Here is a 20,707-nt window from a genome sequence, read left to right as displayed (position 1 = left end):
ATGATTGATTATCAATATCTATTATACTTCTTAAAATTCTCCGCTTGCTCAAAAATCTCTTTATAAACCTCATCCCGATCAATAGGCGGATAATCATTGTCGGCTAGCAGGATGATTAAATCAACTTTTAATTCTGCTTTAATGTCTTCCCTTTTACTCCAATCGGTGTATTTGGCTTTATCATCAACCACATCTTTTACCTCTTGCGCTAAATGAATTAATTTATCCTCTGGATAGGCAAAATCGTATTTAATGGCTAAGGCTTTTAATATATCGTAAAATGCCTTTTCTTCGAAATCAATTCCCAGATCTTTGAAAGAATCTTTTTCCTTTTTAAGGGCGTAATACAAGTCGATAATTTCGTCTGTAAAATCTTCTAAAACTTCACTTCTTAAAACGTCGTTTTCTTTACGTTCGTTGTATTTATCTACAATGAACTGAAGTCGCTTCGAAAAGTCAATACCGGTAATTTTATTTATTTTTTTGATATCATCAATTGCTTTCGCCAGTAGTTTTTGCAATAATTTAATCTTGGTATTAGGCAGTTTTATTTTATCAATCTTTGCCATATAATCCTCGGAAAATATATCTACTTCTGTTTCATTATCATCTCCAAGTTTAAATATCTCTTCAACGCCTTCGCTTTCTATTGCATCTTGAAGCATCTGGCGGACTTTATTATTCATTTGGGCCGCATCTGGTGCCACCCCCTTTGTTAACTTGTAAATAATAGCTCTTATAGCTAAATAAAAATGAATTAAATCTCGTTCTTCGTCTTTGAAAACACCACTACCCGAACAAATATCATAAGCAGACTTTAAGCGTTTTACGATGTACATAAAACGCTTTTCGAGTTCTTGAGTGAGTTGCACAAATTCGGCAGACTCATTTAAACACTTAAGTTGTTCTACCGGTGTTCCATGAAAATATTTTGAAGAATCGAATTTATGAAACAGCTTATTCAAAAGGTCAAGTTGATCTTTTACAACTACAATTGATTGTTCAATATCTTCAATATTTTGCGAATCCCCTTTACCATATTGTGCTAAGGCTAAATTTAGTTGCTTCTTGATTCCAATGTAATCGACAACCAAACCCTTATTTTTTCCTTCAAATTTCCGGTTAACCCGGGAAATGGTTTGAATTAGATTGTGTCTTTGAATGGGTTTGTCAATATACATGGTATCTAAAAACGGAACATCGAAACCTGTGAGCCACATATCAACAACAATGGCTATTTTAAAGTTGGATTTTTCGTTTTTAAACTGACGATCAAATTCTTTGCGATCGCCTTTTGTGCCTAATAACTTATATAATGCCTCATCATCATCCTTACCTCTGGTCATCACCATTTTTAGGCGTTCCATCGGTTTAATTTCTTTCTGCTCTTTTTCCGAAAGCACAACATCATCTGCGGCAATTTTTACTTCAGCCCAATCAGGACGTATGGTTAAAATATTTTTGTATAACTCAAAAGCGATTTGTCTACTACTACAAACAAACATGGCTTTACCTTTTACTGTAGCGCCCTCAACAATTCTGTTTTCATAATGGCGGACAAAATCTTCGGCAATGGCTTGTAAACGTTTCGGATCTCCTATAATGGCATTCATCTGTGCCATTGCCTTTTTGCTTTCTTCTATCTGATTTTCATTACTTCCATCCTCGGCACATTGGGCATAATAAGCTTCTATTTCTTCGAGCTTATGGTTATTAAGCAAAACCTTTGCGGCACGACCTTCATAAACTATCCTAACCGTAATTTCATCATTAACCGATTCAGTCATCGTATAGGCATCAACAATATCGCCAAATACATCAATCGTTGCATCAATTGGCGTACCTGTAAAGCCAACATAAGTGGCATTTGGCAAGGAGTCATGTAAGTACTTCGCAAAGCCGTAAGTTTTAGTAACGCCTTTTTCAGTGATACTTACTTTCTGATCTAAATTGGTTTGACTTCTGTGCGCCTCATCGGAAATACAAATCACATTAGTTCGATCGGTAAGTAGTTTCGTATCCTCCGTAAACTTGTGTATGGTGGTTAAGAAAACACCACCGCTATTTCTGCCTTGCAATAGTTCTCTTAAATTACTCCTGCTTTCTACGCTAACAACAGTCTCATCACCAATAAAACCTTTAGCGTTGGTGAATTGACCAGAGAGCTGATCATCTAAATCTGTTCTATCCGTAATTAAAATTATAGTAGGGCTACCAAAATAGGTGCTTTTCATCAGCAGCCTACTCAAAAAAAGCATGGTATAGCTTTTACCACAACCTGTTGTACCGAAATAGGTGCCACCTTTTCCATCACCATGAGGGCGTTGGTGTAACTTTATATTTTCGAAAAGCTTAACTGTAGCATAGTATTGAGGATAACGACAAACAATCTTTTCATTTTTCTTAGAACTGTCTGGCAGGTAAATAAAATTGCGGATTATATCCCTTAACCTGGTTCGGTTAAACATCCCTTGTATTAACGTAAACATGGCATCAATACCATCAACCTCGGTTTTCATTCCCTCAATTTTTCTCCAGGCGTAAAAGAACTCATAAGGTGCAAAGAATGAACCGGCCTTGGTATTTACTCCATCACTAATCACACAAAATGCATTGTATTTAAATAGTTCGGGTATGTCTCTTTTATAACGGACCGTTAGTTGCTCATAGGCATTGTGTATGGTGGTATCTTCTTTAATTGCAGATTTAAATTCAAACACGACTAATGGCAAACCATTGATGTACAATATTAAATCTGGAATGCGCATCTCATAGCCTCTTATGGCCAATTGATTTACAATTTTATACGTATTTCGATCTGATACTGAATAATCTATCAGTTGAATATAGATGTCTTTTTTGAGCCGGTCTTCCCGTTTAAGCAAAAAACCATCTGAAACCATTTTCATAAAAATTTTATTGCTCTCGTACAAATCGGAAGAGGGTAAACGATCTAAATCCCTAAGTATAGATTCAATTTCATTCTCTGTAATCTCATCGTCTTGATACTGCCTACGCAGGTAGGCTTTTAAGTCTTCATCAATTAGAACTTTATCGCTAACGATATTACCATATACTACAACAGGTTCTTCAACTAAATTTGTAGTGGCTTTACGGACTACATTACCTACCTGATGAATCATTTTCTCATCTTCAAGTAAGTTAATAAATGCATGCTCTAATTGCGATTCGGTAAATTTCATGCTATTTATAATCGTTAATCAACAATATGATATTGCCAATTTCTGTTGTATAATATTTTTGTTGGGGGCTATTCGGAACATTCGGCAACGTCCTGTTTAATAACTTCAAGTTTATTAAAGGTTCTATGTATCGTTTAAAGTTGTCGTTATGCCTTTTTAAGCCTAAACAGTCTTCCTGAATTTCCTTATTTGATTTTGGCTTTCCCGAAAACTTTAAGATTTCAAATTGTTCTGCAGTAAGTTGCGTTGCTAACTTGGCATATTTTTCTACCTGCTTTTCAGTTGGCATTTTGAGTTCAACCATCAGCTCGCGTTTTACCGTACCCAGGCTACCCAAACTAGTTTTCAGATGTTCCATCAAGTCTTTTGCTTTAGCTTGGTCGTTAGCTTGGTCGTTAGCTTGGTCGTTAGCTTGGTCGTTAACAGGAAAAGACATTCGTAAGAAATTATCTGAAAATTTGAAACAATCTTTTGAATAGCTTTCTAAAATGCGGGGAATACCCGAGCCTAATTGTTCTACCAGATCCAAATCTTTATAAATCCGCATAATCTCCTTATTCCTTGGCACCGAAAAGCCCTCGAAAAATTCATCCTGACTCAACCCATCCGGTAAACCACCAGTTGAAGTGATTTCGATAGGATCATCAAACAACTCAAATTTTGGTGGTACCTCGGTTGTGTAATCATTATGTACAAATGCATTAATAATCGCCTCACGTAACGCAATTGCATCCCAGAGCCTGGCTTCTTTTCTTGCTTTGGAAGTGATTTGGGTAATGGTTTTATTTTCTAACTCTATTTTATCTAAAACCTGTTTGGTGGCTTTAATTAAAGATTCATAACCATACTCATTATTTTCTACCAAATTAGCCCTGGTTAAACCATTGTACCGGGCTAACTTTATGGAAGTACTGTTTTTATCGGAAATTAAATAAGCCACGTAATTATATTGCTCATCTGCAATGAGTAGCTCTAAATTGGCAGCAAAATTATTATTCAATCTTTTACCTACGCCCTCATAGTAGATTTTTAACTGCTCAAAACTTAAATTTTGTTGGTTAGATTTAATTTTGCTGATGGAGTTTCTTGTACGCCTGGCAAACAGCGCATCAATCATTTTTTGAGGCATAGGCTCTGATGCCGTACCAATTCTGATAAAAGCCCCTTTCTCTGTCATACCATATTTCTTCAAAAAATAAGGCTTTTCACTACCACTCGCTACTATAATTTTAATAATATCCAATCCATCTTTATGCTCACTAATTACATCAAACAAGCCTAAGCAAGAGGGAGAGATATTATGTTTTAAGCGGTCTTTTATTTTTAACTGCTTGCCGTCACTATCTAAAACCCCTGTTGTTTTACCAGCATTATCAATACCAATATAAATTACACCGCCTTCCTTATAATTTAAAAAAGCAACCACTTCCTTTTCTAGCGAATCGGTAAGTTCTTGTTTGTATTCTACGTGGTTGGTTTCGGACATTACTGATCTTCTGATTTTTCTTTAGATTTTCTGATTCCAATGGACTTAGCCATACTTTCTAAAAGTTCACTTGCATCTCGTTTTTCATTAACAATATTACGAAAGCTTTCTTTTTCTGATTGCCCAGAATTTTGGTACAAAGATTTGATGTAATCTATATGATTTAAAAGTATATTAACGAAGCCATCATCGGACAGAAAACTGTTTTTAATGATAGTTCGAAAAACTTCAGTATTTGGATTCAGCAATCCGTGCTTTAGAAAATATGGTAAAATTTCTTTAGCTGTTTGTACGTCTAACTCCATATTGGAGTTTAAGAACTGATCTCTGATATTTTTCAAACAATTAACTACCGAAATAGTATGATTATTTGAATCGTACACTTCAAGTATCTTCCACCATGGATCCCCAACACTACCTTCTTTGATTTTAGCTATTAATTGTTTTTCAAATACATCAAGTGAAGTTTGGGTTAAAGAGTCCAAATTCAGCTTCTCAAAATAGCGAAAATGCACGTCGCTCCCATCTCCAAAGACGACCTCGTAATCTGCTTCTTCTAAATCTTTGAAATCCTCGTTAAATTTCTCCAAAAACAATTTTGATATATTCAATTCATCGTATTGATAACAGTCGTCAATAAATTCATTGTCTAATTTATCAATATCAAATTTAGATTTATCAATATCCCATTTATTGAATTCTTTCAATAAATTATCATCAACAATAGCTAAACTAGTTTTTAGTTCTTGATATTTTTCAATTAAACTTGTGATATCAGCTGTTCTTCCTAGGTCAGACATTGTAAACATTCTCAAAATGGTCTGCCTAAATAATGGAGAGCTTTTAAAATATTTTGCCTTTAATAATATATTATCATAGGAAATATAATTTAAAATAGTTCTTGCAATTTTTTTCGATCTATCATCATTCTCATTGTTTAGAGTATCTTGAAAATAACTTTGATAAGATGGTTCAAATAAATTAGCTCTGGCAATTCTCATTGCAATCAACTCATCTATTATTGGCAATTCAGATGATAAATTGTTTGTGTATAAAGTATAGATGTTAGCATCATCTAAAGTGTCTTTTAAATCTTGCTTATTTTTAATGGTCTCCTTAATCTTAAGCATTACATCGTTTGCTAATTCCACACTATTTTGACTTATATAGGTGTTTAAACTAGTTTTAAGAAATACTTTATACTTAGGTAAAACATAATTTTTCGTTAAAACTCTTGTATTCTTTAATTTAAGAATTACATCTATAGTTAATTTCGATAGATATTCATCCAGTGTTTGACCATTAGTAACCAATTTATATGGTTGATAATTATCCCCTTTATTTTCAATAAATTCAACAAAACTTTTGGACGCAATATTTTTTTCAAGTATAAGTGGGCTTACTTTTTCTTGACTAATTTCTTTGAACAATTGATCAATTAATGAAACATATTCTACGGAATTAGTTTCATCTAAAATATCGGAATACCCTTTCAATAATTCAAATAAATATTTATTGTCCTGATGATTATTGATTAATACCACTTGCCAATCTTCCACTTCTAGTTTATCAATATGCCGTTTGCTGTTTAAAATCTTATAATAAAATAAATTCCAAGCCCGATCAATATGTAATTGGGAAAGATTTGTTTCTTTTTCTAAATGAGATAACGTCTTAATTGGATTTTCAAAAAGTTCTATACTGGAAATTGCAGAATTAAATATTGAGTCGATAAACTCTGATTTACAAATAATGTTAAATTGCTCAACATCATTCTTATTTAACACATCGCGTAGTTCCTGAGTATATATGAGTTCTAATGCGTTATCAATTTCAATGTGGTAAATAATAGCGGTTAATTGCTTAGCAAATTCGGAATCATTTTGATAGAATGATTTTAATCCCATTAGATAATCAAGATTCGTAATCGCAATTAGTGGGTCTTTTAAAATTTCGTCTTTTCTTAATACAAAAATCGAGATGTATCTTTCTTTAAATTTCTCATCTAACAGCTTTATTGTTAGGATCTCATTAATAAATGAGATAATTTCTCTAGGGGTTATTCTTCTATTTAGAAATTCGTAAACTTGAATTACCAATTTCATCTCATCTTCTTCGAATTGCGTAAAAGCTTTTTTCCATTGATTTTCGAAAAATTGTTTCCAGTCGGACATAATTGGCAATGTAACTCGGAAAACTATATCAAAAGTCTTGTTAACATAGTCATCACCAAAAGTCTTATCTGTTGAATTTAACTCCTTGAAAGCATTTTGGACATGCTCTCGATCAAAAGGCACGATGACTTTGATATTATCATATTTTTTTTCCGCGAAAAAAATGTGAATAGAGGACCAAATATTAAGAATGTGCTTTTTAGGAAGCCTGTCAAAGTTATCAAAGACAATAACCACTTTCTTATCTAAGTCTGAATCTATTTCTTTCATCCATTTTTGAAAATCTCTTACCGAAGGTTGATTCTCAGAAATTGTTTCGATTTTAGTTTCTTCTTTTTGCTTATTCGTATAGACTTGAAATGTTTCTTCGGCAGATATCTTGAACGATTTCCAAAAGCCTTTCTTAGTAAACCAATTTCCAATTACATTGTATATATAAATACCAATGACAATTAATATTGGAAACGCTACTAATACTAGTTTCCAAAACAAAGATTCTATTTTAAAAAAATCTTTAATTGAATCCTTAAAAACATTTACCGTTGGAATATACACAATCGATAATAGGCTAAAAATAAAGCCTATACTTAAATAAGGCTGATTTATTGTGGTTGTTTCCTTTGAGTTTGCTAAAAGCTGTTTTAATTTTGAATCCCAATCCTTTGTATGTTTTTTCAGTAAACTATCTTCATTTTTAATAAACTCGGTAAGTTCAACTAAAATGGCTTTTCGTTGCTCGTCTTCTTGATGTCCCCATACATCATAAATAAAAAAAACATGAGTATCTGTCAGTTTACTTTGAATAAGTTTTACCAAATTGCTTTTTCCAGAACCCCATTCGCCATCAATTCCAATTATTTTGAAATCTGATTCATTGATTACTTTTTCACTAATTATTTGAGCAATTTTATCTTGTGATTTATTTTTAAAGAGGTCTTCTCCAATAGGAGCGTTCGTTAAAAATTTGGGATTATTGATTTTTGTCATCGAGCGTTAGTTTATTTTATTTAAGCAAATTCATTTTCAAATTCAACTTTCGTCATTTTCGCAAACAACACTTTTTTAATATTATTGATAATAATAATTTCCTTGTGTTTAGATTCAATTAAGCCAAATACCAAACTTATCTTTTTCTCATATTCTTCCATTAAATCACGACTTGGTATTATTATTAAAAAATTAGATAATGTTAATCTGTCCCAGTTAGGAAATGTAGAACCTGTAGTTAGTGCTAGAAGTTTTTGTAAACTGTTTTGATAAACTTGGTCGACAAATCTTTGGGAATGGAATGCTCTTAAGCTACAAACTCCACGCCCTAAACAATAGAAACCATCACTCTTAACAAACCTCCCTGTTGTGCTTCCTCTAACACAAATTATTAGATCATCAATTTCAGACAATTTTGTAACTGATGTAGTCCATTTAGTTTTTTCTGTAAAATATTCTCCAAATTCTACAGGGCCATTGACCAGAGGCGTTCCAATTCCCTCAGTATTATATGAATCTCCTTTTGGAGATTGCCCCATAATTATTTTAGTAATATCACCCAATCGGCCTACATCCCACCCCTTCGGTATTTCCCCCAACTCACTTCCTACCATTTCCCCACCACTACTTTTATAAGGCAAACCATTTTCATTATGAAACTCAAAATCTACAAACCATTGTTTATAAATGGCTTGGGCAGTTTCTTCTAATTTGGCAATGAGTTGGTTATTAAGTTTAATTCTGCTTTGAATTACATTATACTCTCTTACAATTTCTAACTGCTTTTCTGGAGATGGAATTGGTAGCTGCATATTGCAAAAGTCTTCCCATTCTAAACTACCTCTTACTCCACCAACAGCATAAAAGCAAGCTTCACGGTCAAATTCAGAACGTGTAAACCACATCATTAAATATTCGGGCAAAAGTTCTTCTGCATTTATAATTTCGAAAACAGGATAAGCTTGTGAAATAAGTGATGGTTCATCTTTGGTGTATAAAGCAACTGGCATTTTCCTATCTCTACGGACTTGCATAATGCTACAAGCAAATTGATTTTTCCGTATAATTTTATAATTCTCCATATCTGTACCAATAACATTGGCAACAGATTTTATAAATTGCTTCGAAATACTTACCCCTAATAAATTTGTGGTATGTAACCCATTGTTTCTTTCATCAACCAATCTGATGTAATTTCCAATAGGTCTATAACTCGATCTCATAACCTAATTCTTTAAAAACACCAAGTAGCTCTTTTTTTGATTGTTTTTCTGTTTGCAATAAAGTTTTAAACTCTTCTTGCAACCTCTTCATCTTTTCATCAAAATCTATATTTTCATCTCTATTTACAAATTCGATGTATTTACTAGGTACCAATGAATAATCTTTAGCAACCACATCTTCCTTACTGGCAGAATAACAGAATTCAGCTACATTTTGATAGCTACTTAAATCGCTTTGCCAGTTATGATAAGCTTGCGTAATCTCTATAATATTTCCGGCAGAGAACTGTGTAAATTTCTTTTCAAATGGGATACCTCTTTCTCGTAAATCCATAAATAAGATCTCATGTTTACGATTTCGATAATTCTTAACGCCGTCGTTAACTAATAATGTTCTTTCTCTTTTGTTTTTATTTAAAATCCAAAGTGTAACACTAATATTAGTGGTATAAAACATATTCTGAGGCAGAATCACAATGGCCTCTACCAAATCATTTTCAATCAGTTTTCTACGTATTTTGTATTCTTCACCGCCCCCACTTAAAGCGCCATTGGCTAAGATAAAACCAGCCACTCCATTTTCAGAGAGCTTGCTCGCCATATTTAATATCCAGGCATAATTGGCATTGCTGGTTGGTGGCACTTCATACCCACGCCAGCGTGGGTCGTCTACCAATTCATTGCTTGCCCGCCAATCTTTTTGGTTAAAAGGCGGGTTGGCCATAATGTAGTCGGCTTTTAGATCCGGGTGTTGGTCACGCCCAAAAGTATCAGCAGGTACATCACCTAAATTGGCAGCAATGCCACGTATAGCTAAATTCATTTTAGCTAATTTATAAGTCGTAGCCGTATATTCTTGGCCGTAAATAGAAATTTCCTTTTTATCGCCGTGGTGGTTCTCTATAAATTTAATAGACTGTACAAACATACCACCAGAACCACAAGCAGGGTCATAGATTACACCTTTGTAAGGCTCAATCATTTCAGCAATGAGGTTTACAATAGATTTTGGGGTATAGAACTCGCCTTTCCCTTTTCCTTCGGCTAAGGCAAACTTACTTAAGAAATATTCATACACACGCCCAACTATGTCTTGTTGTTTGTCTTTTAGGGTATCAATATTATTAATCGTATCGAGCAGGGCAGAAAGCTTGCTCACATCCATATTTAAACGAGAGAAATAATTATCTGGCAATGCGCCTTTTAGTGCAGGGTTATTTTTTTCAACGGTGTGTAAAGCGGTATCGATAATTAAGGCAATATCATTCTGTTTCGAGTTTTTGATTACGGTACTCCAACGAGACTCTTCAGGTAGAAAGAAGATATTCTTCATGTTATAGAATTCCTTCATTTCCAGATATTTCTCTTTCCCTTCTTTTTTCAATTCCGCTCTACGCTCTTCAAACTTATCGCTGGCAAACTTCAAAAAGATTAAGCCTAGTACAACGTGTTTATATTCTGATGATTCAACGGTTCCTCGTAATTTATTAGCAGAATCCCATAAAATCTCTTCTATACTCTTAGTCTGCTTTGCTATTTTGGCCATATTATAAATTAGTAATAGTTATTCTGCTAAAATAGCAAATACCCTAATTGTTAATCTAAATTGTTAGAAGATAAAAGGAAAATTATAGTCCTAAATAATAGAACTACATCTTGGACGATAGAATTTGAGTGCACGATAATTTATTTAGTTGTCTAATGTAGTCATAAGGAACCATAACAAAAAACGAGATAATCTCTATCAAAATCTATTTTGGCTTATTTAAACCAGGAATGATACTAAAGCAGCAACTTTTCGCTGCTGCTTTAACACCATCACAATCTAATTAACTCGTGTGGCAAGGATTCGAACAATTCTTACACCCGTTAATTTTCTTATACGGATGCTTCCTCTTTGCCTCATCAACCGCCGGCGTGCAAGAACTAAACAGCCCTAAGTAATCGTAATTTTCTGAAGGATAATACATGCAATCATCCTTGTGAACCTCGTAATCGCCATTGGCTTGCTGGTTCAAATTTAATCGGTAACTGGCCATAAGATTTGGTTTTAAATTTAACTGCACCAAACCTATTTAATGCAATACGCAATTTTATACGGTTAACCGTAAACATAAAAAGAATGGCTTAAATGCAATGATTTAGTTCTCAAATTCAACTCTCCTCAACCGCCCAGCTTAACTTAACTATTCCACACCAGAATCTTTATAAGCATCATATTTCTTCAGCTTAATTTCCATCATTCTTATTTTTAAGCTGTTTATGTTTTTGTTCTAAATGCTGCACAAAATCTTGCTCTACTTTAGAGAGTTCGTTTTTCAGGCTTTCTTTATAGCTGGTGTATTCTTCTTTGGCTTTGTTTAAAGCTTGTTGGTGGCTAACCGTACCGGAATGGGTTAAAATATCATTACCCGTCATTTGCAAAAAGTCATCAACTCGTTTTAGCCAATCTTGCATGTACATGGGTTTGCGGTTTAAGGCTTGTAATTCGGCTACCTCCAAATAAGCCGTTACCATTCGGTTAAGCACATTGAGTTCTTGCTCGTTTAAGTAATTTTTGGCTACAGCAATTTCTTGTTGGGTAGGCTGTACGCCTTTAAAGTTGGTTAAGCCTAAAAAAGGTTTTGCAGCATCAATTCTGCTATAAACCACTTCTGCAGCAGTTTGTCCGTGTGCTGCCCAATGCATTTTGTTTTGTATGGTTTTAAAAAAGGTTTGCGAGGTTTCGGTATTCGGGTCGTAATCTATACTGGTGGCATACACATCCAATACCTTGCGCCAAAATACTTTTTCAGAAGAACGAATGTCTCTAATGCGAGCCAATAACTCATCAAAGTAATCGCCACCACCTGCTTGTTTCAGCAGTTCATCGTTCATGGTAAAACCTTTAACAATATATTCTCTCAGTCTGGCGGTTGCCCATTGCCTAAATTTGGTACCCTGCAAGCTTTTTACACGATAGCCTACAGAGATAATTACATCGAGATTATAATGATTGGTTTGGTACTCTTTTCCGTCTGCAGCAGTTGTTCGGAAATTCCGAACAACTGAATGTTCGTCTAATTCACCCTCCTCAAAAATATTTTTAATGTGTTCGCTAATGGTAGATTTAGCTTTACCAAACAACTCAATGAGCTGTGCTTGCGTAAGCCAAACGGTTTCATCTTCTAAACGAGTTTGTATTTTAGTTTGCCCATCTTCAGATTGGTATAAAATTAATTCAGAATTCATATTAAGCAAGGTTTAAAATTTCACGGTGCTATACCTGCGGATGTTATTTCGCCACCACCTGCATCACCAGTAAATAAACTACTTCCACTATGTACAGAGGCTATGCGGGTTCCGTAATTCATTATATGATTTTAAGGCTACAAAGTAGCATTTTTTTTTATTGATTAAACTAAATACCATCGATAAAACAAGCGTCGAATTTGATATTTTTTTTTAAATATACTATACGGTTTCACGTACCCTAAACAAGGGTAAATTAACCTATTTTTAATTAAACCCGAGACTAAATAACAACAAACTCACCCCTCCTCTACCACCCAGCTTAACTTATCCTCTTGCTTTACTACCTCTTTTTCCACTTTAGGTTGAGTCACAAAATCGACGATTATACCATCCTTTACATGCAGGGCGTGAATAATTTTACAAGCATAATAACGCCGGTCGGCAAAGCGGGCAGCATCAGTAAAAAATGAAATGCCCATAGCGAAAATCAAGGCTTTATCCCCCTGGTGATTCAGCTGCAAGGTCAAGGCTGTTTTCGAAAAATGGCTGTCGCTTAAAGGTATCACCAGGTCATTTACTTCCATAATTTCGTAGCCGCCCTGATCATCCAGTTCGAAATGAAAGCCCATCACCTGCAACCGGGCTTCGGTAGCTTTAGGATGCGGTTTCAGGAGAGATTTAAGTTCGCACTTAGGCAGAATAAGTTTTACTAATCCATCGGGTTCTATGCACAAAACCGTTTCGCGAAGCCACAACTGTTCCAGGGCTTTGCTGCTGTTAAATTCGAAACCTTTAAGCAAAGCGATGTTACCGTCAATTAATTTTTTATTTCCTGCATGTTCGGCCGGGATGGTTTTAAAGATTTCGATAAAACGTTTGTTCAGGCGATTGAGGAGATCGCCATAGGCATAAAGTTTGACCAGCGGGGCAAATGCTTTCCGGATATAAGCGGCATTTCTGCTGGCCGTGCCAAAATCGCGACTGCTTTTTTTGCTCGCTTCAGTTTGCTGTTTGTGGGCAGCTTTTTGTCTGACAACATCTGTATTTCCACGCTTGTAAAACACAAGATCGCCCAGTTGTCCGTTAATTTTGATAATTCCATTCTGGCTAGCCATAATTTAGTATATTAGGTTAAACAAAAGGGATGATCATCCAATTTAATCAATCTGATTTAAAAATCCCAAAAAAAATATTCCAAACCCCACCTTCACGCCACATTTACCCCACGTTTAAGCCACCTTCCGGCCAGGCTTGCTTATCCCCTGCTGTACACTAACTTAACTATAACTTCGGCTTTGCTTCGGTTGAAATGGAGCTATGGTAAAGGTCGGCGTTATCAAAGGTTTGCATCGCTTTCGGTTGGCTGGTTAACAATAGCTAAATAAAAGGTAAAGCGCAACATAGCTAAGGGTTACTTTGGTATATAGCTGTGTGGGAGAAGTCTGGGTAAGGGGCAAAACTTAAAATTATGCATTAACCATTTGTAAGATTGCTTTACCGACAAATCGGTACAGGCTGATTCGCTCTGCCCCCAGCCTCGCATCTCATACCTATCGGATGATGGATTGACCATATAGACGGCTATTTAAAGATCCTTCGCTGCGCTACCATTGCCGTTATTTTACAAATTATTATTAATCAAAACTTTAATTACTATAGTATTTCCACCCAGCTAGGCCATAGCACGATATCTCCGTTCTATTTAAATCCGGCCTAACAAATTTTTCGGGCTGCACTGCCTAAGCCAAACTACTAGCTTCGAAAGAAAAATTTTCAGCCGGCAGTTTTTGTTTCTTTTTGATGCCAAAAAGAAAGAGCCCTTCGGCGGCGGCGAGCCGAGGCAAGACCGAGCCCTGGGACAAGAGAAGACAATTATACGTCACTCATATTGATTTTAAACAATTAATTAACCCTCAGGATGACAAATGTATTCTTACAAAAAGTATCCACACCAACATGCCAATACATGGTGCCTTGCTGGTCATTAAAATCAAGTGATGGTACATTCAAAGCACTGCCCTGATTAAACTAAACCCGATGGAAGTGAGCATCCTGATTCTTCATCAGGATAAAACGGACAGCGGGACTACCGGAACCGACTATCACAAAACCTGCTTTCCAAAAAATCAACCATATAAGAAATATAAGGGCCATATAAGCCAAGTGTCTAAAATGTTCTTACATTTCTTATATGGTTCAAAAATCAGCTCTGCGCATAACAACCCGTCATCCGACAACTATTCGATGAAGAATTGATCTCGATTGAAATAACGCTCAGATTTATTTCTTTTGGGCCAAGCCAACAGAAAAGCAGCTTGAAGGCCTATAATAACATATACACAACCAAAAAAAAGTAAGATCTCTGTTGGCGGTGAGCCTGTACCGATTTTTCATCGGTAGCTAAGGCAAGATCGGACGAAGGGGAAAAACCTTTAATTGTCATTCTGAACGAAGTGAAGAATCTTTAAATCAAAAGATCCTTCGTACCTCAGGATGACAGAAAATAACAATGCAAGCCTGAAAAAAGGGCAAGAACAATATTATTTCCTAACCACCCCCAGCCCCTCCTAAATCAGGAGGGGAGTTCCCCTCATAGTTTCAGAGGAATAATTCTACGGATGCCTGTCTCTGCTCCATGCGATCTGCTCCATTCTATCTGCACCTCGCTATACGGCCTGGGAAATGATGGAAGGATCCTTCGACTACGCTCAGGATGACAAAAACCCGAAGGAAAATAAAAGTAGGATGAATTAATCGCGATTGAAATAACGCGATTAATCCGCTGCATTATGCTATCTGCTCCCTGCTATACGGCCTGGGATATGATGGAAGGAGAAAACGTTAAAGCTTTTGCACCTCCTTTCAACCTACCACAGCCCAGAGGCAGCACGCCCTCCCCGATCCTTCATCGGGGGCTTGTGCTGACGACCTCAAAGCTTTGACGAATTTATCCAACATCAGATCTAAGCCTTGATCTTTTGTTTCTTTTCTATCAAGAGAAAAGAAAGAGCCCTTCGGTGGCCAACCGAGGCAAGACTGCGCGAAGGGGAAAAACCTTTTAATTGTCATTCTGAACGAAGTGAAGAATCTTCGATCAAAAGATCCTTCGTACCTCAGGATGACAGAAAATAACAAGGCAAGCCTGGAAAAAGGGCAAGAACAATATTATCCTAACCACCCCCAACCCCTCCTAAATTAGGAGGGGAGTTCCTCTCATAGTTTCAGAGGAATAAATCTACGGATGCCTGTTTCTGCTCCGCGCTATCTGCTTCATGCTATCCGGCCTGGGATATGATGGAAGGAGAAAACGTTAAAGCTTTTGCACCTCCCTTCAACCTACCACAGCCCAGAGGCAGCACGCCCTCCCCGATCCTTCATCGGGGCTTGTGCTGACGACCTCAAAGCTTTGACGAATTTATCCGACATCAGATCCAAGCCTTTCAGTTATGCCTTTTTGTTGTTGTTTTTTTAGGCAGGCATGCTTTCGCTGCGCTCAGGTTTGTTACTTTTTCATCAAGGAACCTGCGAAGCAAGCTTGAAGGCCTATAAAAACATAAACCAACACTGAAAAAAAGTAAAAGCCCTTCGGTGGCTAACCGAGGCAAGGCAGAGCAAAGGGGAAAAACCTTTTAATTGTCATTCTGAACGAAGTGAAGAATCTTCGATCAAAAGATCCTTCGCTGCGCTCAGGATGACAGCATCAAATAAAAAAGCACCAAGAACATCGCGTCCTTAGTGCCTAAATTTATACACAAACCTATAAAGTCTTTAAAACCTTATAGGTTTTTGCAAATTAATTCCAGCCGCCTCCTAACGAGCGGTACAAACCTACCACAGCATTTAACTGCTCTGTTTTAATAGTGGTTAATTCCAGTTCACTCTGCAATAAATTGCCTTGCGCCGTAATTACCTCCAGGTAGTTCGCCATACCGCTTTTAAACAACAAACCTGCATTTCTTGAAGCTTGTTGTAAAGTCTGCGCTCTTTTTTCAGCGATGCTGTATTGTGCATTTAACTTCTCTACTTTCGTTAACTCATCCGAAACTTCGCCAACCGCATTCAATACCGACTGACGGAACTGGATCACCGATTTTTCACGGTCGATTTTAGCCAGCTCTAAAGAAGTTTTCAACTGACCTCTCTGAAAAATCGGCTGGGTGATCCCTGCCCCAACCAAACCGAATAAAGATGCAGGTACATTAAACCAGTTGCTCGCTTTAAAAGAGTTGATGCCTCCGCTTGCGGTAATCACCAATGATGGATATAAACTTGCTTTTGCCACCCCAACCTTTGCATTGGCAACGGTAAGCGCCAGTTCTGCACTTTTAATATCAGGCCTGCGGCTTAACATCGATGAAGGAAAACCTGCATTTAAATCCTGCGGAATGATCATTTTATCTAAACGGCTTTCGCGGTTAATGGCTTTAGGCAAAGTACCGATCAATACACTTAAAGCATTCTCCTGTAAGGTTACATTCTGCTCTAAACGAGGGATTAACTGTGCCGCATTTAACTGCTGCGCCTGTGCCTGCTGTATCGCTAATGAAGTTACCTGACCAGCATCAAACTGTAAATTGATAATCCTTAAGGTACTGTCGTTAAGCTTTAAGTTCTTTTTCGCGATTTCCAATTGTGCATCCAACATTAGCAAATTGTAATAACCTTGCGCCACATTGGCCACCAAACGTGTTTGAACTGCTTTACGTGCCTCTTCTGTCTGCAAAAAACTGGCTAAAGCGCCAGCTTTTTGATTGCGGATTTTTCCCCAGATATCAGCTTCCCAAACCACACCCAGGTTCGCATTGTAATCTTCGATGTGTGTTGAACCGGTAAACTGGTTAAGGCTTAAACCATTTAAACTGTTATCAGACGGGCGGCTCGAACTCGCCGCCACCTGCAATTTCAATTCAGGTAAATAACCCAATTTCGATTGTTTGAACAATACTTCAGCCGCATCGATATTTTTCAATGCAATTTGCATATCGTAATTTTTAACCAGCGCTGTATCAATTAAATGCTGAACAGTAAGGTCGTTGATGAAACTCTTCAGGGGCATCGTGCCAATGCTTGAAGAATCTTTTGGCAATCCGTTTCTGAACAAACCTGGTGCTATATTTGGCAAGGCTGTATCTTTCGAAACCGAACATCCGCTCCAGATTAAAGCAAGGAGCAGGATGGTAATAATATTAAACCGTTTCATAAACTACATGATTATTATTTACAGGTTCTCCATGGTGCTGAACAACCTCATTTTTTGATTTTTTTGATATTTTTTCCTGTAAAGCCTGGAAGATGACAAAAAGTACTGGTATGATGAACAAGCCTAAAACTACACCCGATACCATCCCTCCTGCTGCTCCGATACTGATGGAGTGGTTACCCTGCGCCGACGGACCTGTTGCAATACTCATCGGGAATAAACCGAATACAAAGGCCAGTGAGGTCATAATAATCGGTCTGATCCTCAATCTTGCGGCTTCTATGGCCGAATCAACAAGACTGAGTCCTGCCTTTCGTCGCTGCACGGCAAACTCCACAATCAGGATGGCGTTTTTAGCCAGCAACCCGATCAGCATAATCAGTGCTACCTGTACATAAATGTTATTTTCGATACCAGTTAAACCCAATACCACAAACACACCAAATACACCTGTAGGGATAGAAAGGATTACCGCCAATGGCAGGATGTAACTTTCATATTGTGCTGATAATAAGAAGTAAACAAACACTAAACAAAGCAGGAAGATCACTGTCGACTGTCCGCCTGAAGAAATTTCCTCACGTGTTTGTCCTGAGAATTCGTAGGCATATCCGGTTGGCAACTGTTCTTTAGCCGTTTCTTCTATCGCTTTAATCGCATCACCAGAACTGAAACCTGGTTTAGGGATCGCATTTACCTCTATCGAGTTAAACAGGTTATAACGCGAAGCCGTTTCAGAACCATATACACGGGTTAATTTAACCAGGGTACTGATGGGCACACTTTCACCTGCCTTGTTTTTCACAAATACACGGTCAATACTTGCAGGATCAGTTCTGTCGGCAACATCTGCCTGAACCACTACCCGGTAATATTTACCAAAGCGGTTAAAATCTGAGGCCTGCGCCGTACCAAAATACGTCTGCATGGTTTGTAAGATATCTTTTTTGCTTACACCCAGCTGATCGGCCTTTTCGTCGTTCACATCCAGTTGTAACTGCGGATAATCTGCTTTATAAGAAGTAAAAGCATAAGCAATAGCCGGTTTCGCCATTAACTTGGCGATGAAGTTATTCGCCACACCACTAAATTTATCCAGCCTGCCATTCGTTTTATCCTGTAACATCACGTTCATGGCCTCCACGTTACTAAAGCCCGGAACCGTAGGAAAACTGAATACAAAGAAGGTACCGGCAGATATGGCCGCCATTTTGGCCCTTACAATATTTTGGATCTCATCGATGTTTTTAACTTCCCCTCTTTCGTCGTTTGGTTTTAACAATAAGAAAATCTGTCCGGCCGACGGACTGTTGGATGCGGTTAAAAAGTTATAACCCGCCAACGACATCACAAATCTTGCTGATGGCATCGCCCTCAGCTCTGCTTCAGCCTGTTTTAACATTTTATTGGTATTGGCTAAGGATGTTCCTGATGGACTGGCCACGGCAATCGCCACAAAACCCTGATCCTCTGTCGGGATAAAGCCTGTTTTAGTTCGGCTTACCAGGAAAACGGTAACCAGAACGATTAAAGCAAGCCCGCCCATACTGATCCATTTATTACGGATAAGCACTTTCAAACCGCCAACATACCGGTTGGTCATGTAATTAAACCCACCGTTAAAACCTGCATAAAACTTTTCTACAAAACCTTTTTTAGGCGCGTTGTGACCACCTTCAGCATGTTTGTTCTTTAAAAATAAGGCAGCCAATGCCGGACTTAAGGTTAAGGCGTTAACAGCTGATATAATGATGGCTATCGCCATGGTTAAAGCGAACTGTTTGTAGAAGATCCCTGTTGAGCCGGTCATAAAACCAACCGGTAAAAATACCGCCGCCATCACCAGTGTGATTGATATAATGGCCCCGGTAATTTCGCTCATCGCCTGGGTGGTTGCCTCTTTCGGACTAAGTGAAGGGTTTTCTTCCATTTTGGCATGCACCGCTTCTACCACCACAATCGCATCATCTACCACAATACCAATGGCCAATACCAGTGCGAACAGGGTTAAAAGGTTAACAGAGAAGCCGAACAACTGCATGAAAAAGAAGGTACCGATAATCGCCACCGGAACCGCAATAGCCGGAATTAAAGTAGACCTGAAATCCTGAAGGAAGATAAATACCACGATAAATACCAGTAAAAAGGCTTCGATCAAAGTGTGTTCCACCTGATTAATGGATTCGTCCAGATCGGTTTTGGTACGGTAAAACTGGTTGTATTTAATACCTGCCGGGAAATCTTTCGATAGTTTAGCCAACAGTTTATCAATAGCAATTTGGATTTCGTTGGCATTAGAACCTGATAACTGGATTACCCCGATGGTAATCCCATCGTGTCCGTTTAAACGGTTAACACTACCATAGCTATAAGCACCCAGTTCTACACGGGCCACATCTTTTAAACGTAATATAGAACCATCTGAATTAGAACGGATCGCAATATTTTGATATTCCTCTGGTTTGGTCAGTTTACCCTTATATTTAATGATATATTCAAAGGCCTCACTACTTCTTTCACCAAACCGACCAGGGGCCGCTTCCAGGTTTTTATCCTGAATGGCAGTGATTACTTCGTTAGGTGTAATTTTGTAAGTAGCCAACTGACTTGGGTTTAGCCAGATACGCATCGAATAATCTTTAATCCCACCGAATACACTGGCCGAACCTACCCCCGGAATCCGTTTAAGTTCGGGAATGATATTGATCTGCGCATAGTTATTTACAAAAACGGCATCGTATTTTTCAGGATCTTCAGAGTAAACCCCGATAGCCCCGATAAAGCTATTTTGCTGTTTGGTGGTGGTGATACCATATTGAACAACCTCTGCAGGCAATTGACTGGTGGCCTGCGAAACCCGGTTCTGCACGTTAACAGCTGCCTGATCGGGGTTGGTACCTTGTTGAAAGTAAACCGTAATGGCCAGGGTACCATCGTTACTGGCGCTGGAGGTCATGTAGGTCATGTTCTCCACACCGTTAATTGCTTCCTCCAATGATGGCGTTACCGAACGTAAAATGGTTTCGGCATTAGCCCCAGGGTACACCGCAGTTACCAATACCGACGGAGGTGCGATATTTGGAAAGCGCTCTAAGGGCAACTTTGTTAGGCCAAGTATACCAACTATTACCAATAAGATGGAAATAACAGTTGAAAGTACAGGCCTGTCTATAAATTTCTGAAACATGATTGCTTAAACT

The 20,707-nt window shown here is 37.6% G+C and carries 9 protein-coding genes; all 9 read right to left on the bottom strand.

The features are described from left to right. Positions 1-11: 11 nt before the first annotated feature. The gene (locus KYH19_RS05030; protein ID WP_219077811.1) at positions 12-3,203 is read right to left on the bottom strand and encodes a type I restriction endonuclease subunit R; all 3,192 of its coding nucleotides are present in this window, start codon (positions 3,201-3,203) and stop codon (positions 12-14) included. A gap of 1 nt (position 3,204) precedes the next feature. Continuing rightward, on the bottom strand, positions 3,205-4,689 hold the full coding sequence (locus KYH19_RS05025; RefSeq protein ID WP_219077810.1) for an RNA-binding domain-containing protein: 1,485 nt from the start codon (positions 4,687-4,689) through the stop codon (positions 3,205-3,207). Continuing rightward, positions 4,689-7,850, bottom strand: coding sequence for a P-loop NTPase fold protein (locus KYH19_RS05020; RefSeq protein ID WP_219077809.1), 3,162 nt, complete (start codon positions 7,848-7,850; stop codon positions 4,689-4,691). The genes KYH19_RS05025 and KYH19_RS05020 overlap by 1 nt, the downstream gene beginning before the upstream one ends. 20 nt (positions 7,851-7,870) lie before the next feature. Continuing rightward, a complete protein-coding gene (locus tag KYH19_RS05015) occupies positions 7,871-9,073 on the bottom strand; it encodes a restriction endonuclease subunit S (RefSeq protein ID WP_219077808.1) in 1,203 nt (400 codons plus the stop codon). Continuing rightward, positions 9,057-10,619, bottom strand: coding sequence for a class I SAM-dependent DNA methyltransferase (locus tag KYH19_RS05010; protein WP_219077807.1), 1,563 nt, complete (start codon positions 10,617-10,619; stop codon positions 9,057-9,059). Before KYH19_RS05010 ends, KYH19_RS05015 begins: the two co-directional genes overlap by 17 nt. A gap of 683 nt (positions 10,620-11,302) precedes the next feature. Further along, positions 11,303-12,304 (bottom strand): virulence RhuM family protein, encoded by a 1,002-nt coding sequence (locus KYH19_RS05005; RefSeq protein ID WP_219077806.1) that lies wholly within the window; start codon positions 12,302-12,304, stop codon positions 11,303-11,305. A 299-nt stretch (positions 12,305-12,603) separates the two neighbouring features. Then, positions 12,604-13,422, bottom strand: coding sequence for a hypothetical protein (locus tag KYH19_RS05000; protein ID WP_219077805.1), 819 nt, complete (start codon positions 13,420-13,422; stop codon positions 12,604-12,606). A gap of 2,678 nt (positions 13,423-16,100) precedes the next feature. Beyond that, positions 16,101-17,507: a TolC family protein gene (locus tag KYH19_RS04995; RefSeq protein WP_219077804.1), complete on the bottom strand. Its 1,407-nt coding sequence runs from the start codon at positions 17,505-17,507 to the stop codon at positions 16,101-16,103. Next, positions 17,494-20,694, bottom strand: a complete 3,201-nt coding sequence (locus KYH19_RS04990; RefSeq protein WP_219077803.1) for an efflux RND transporter permease subunit — start codon at positions 20,692-20,694, stop codon at positions 17,494-17,496. The genes KYH19_RS04995 and KYH19_RS04990 overlap by 14 nt, the downstream gene beginning before the upstream one ends. Positions 20,695-20,707: the final 13 nt, after the last annotated feature.

The organism is Pedobacter sp. D749 (assembly GCF_019317285.1).
Lineage (GTDB): Bacteria > Bacteroidota > Bacteroidia > Sphingobacteriales > Sphingobacteriaceae > Pedobacter.
Note: the sequence above shows the minus strand (reverse complement) of the source record. Positions and strands in the feature narration are given on the sequence as shown.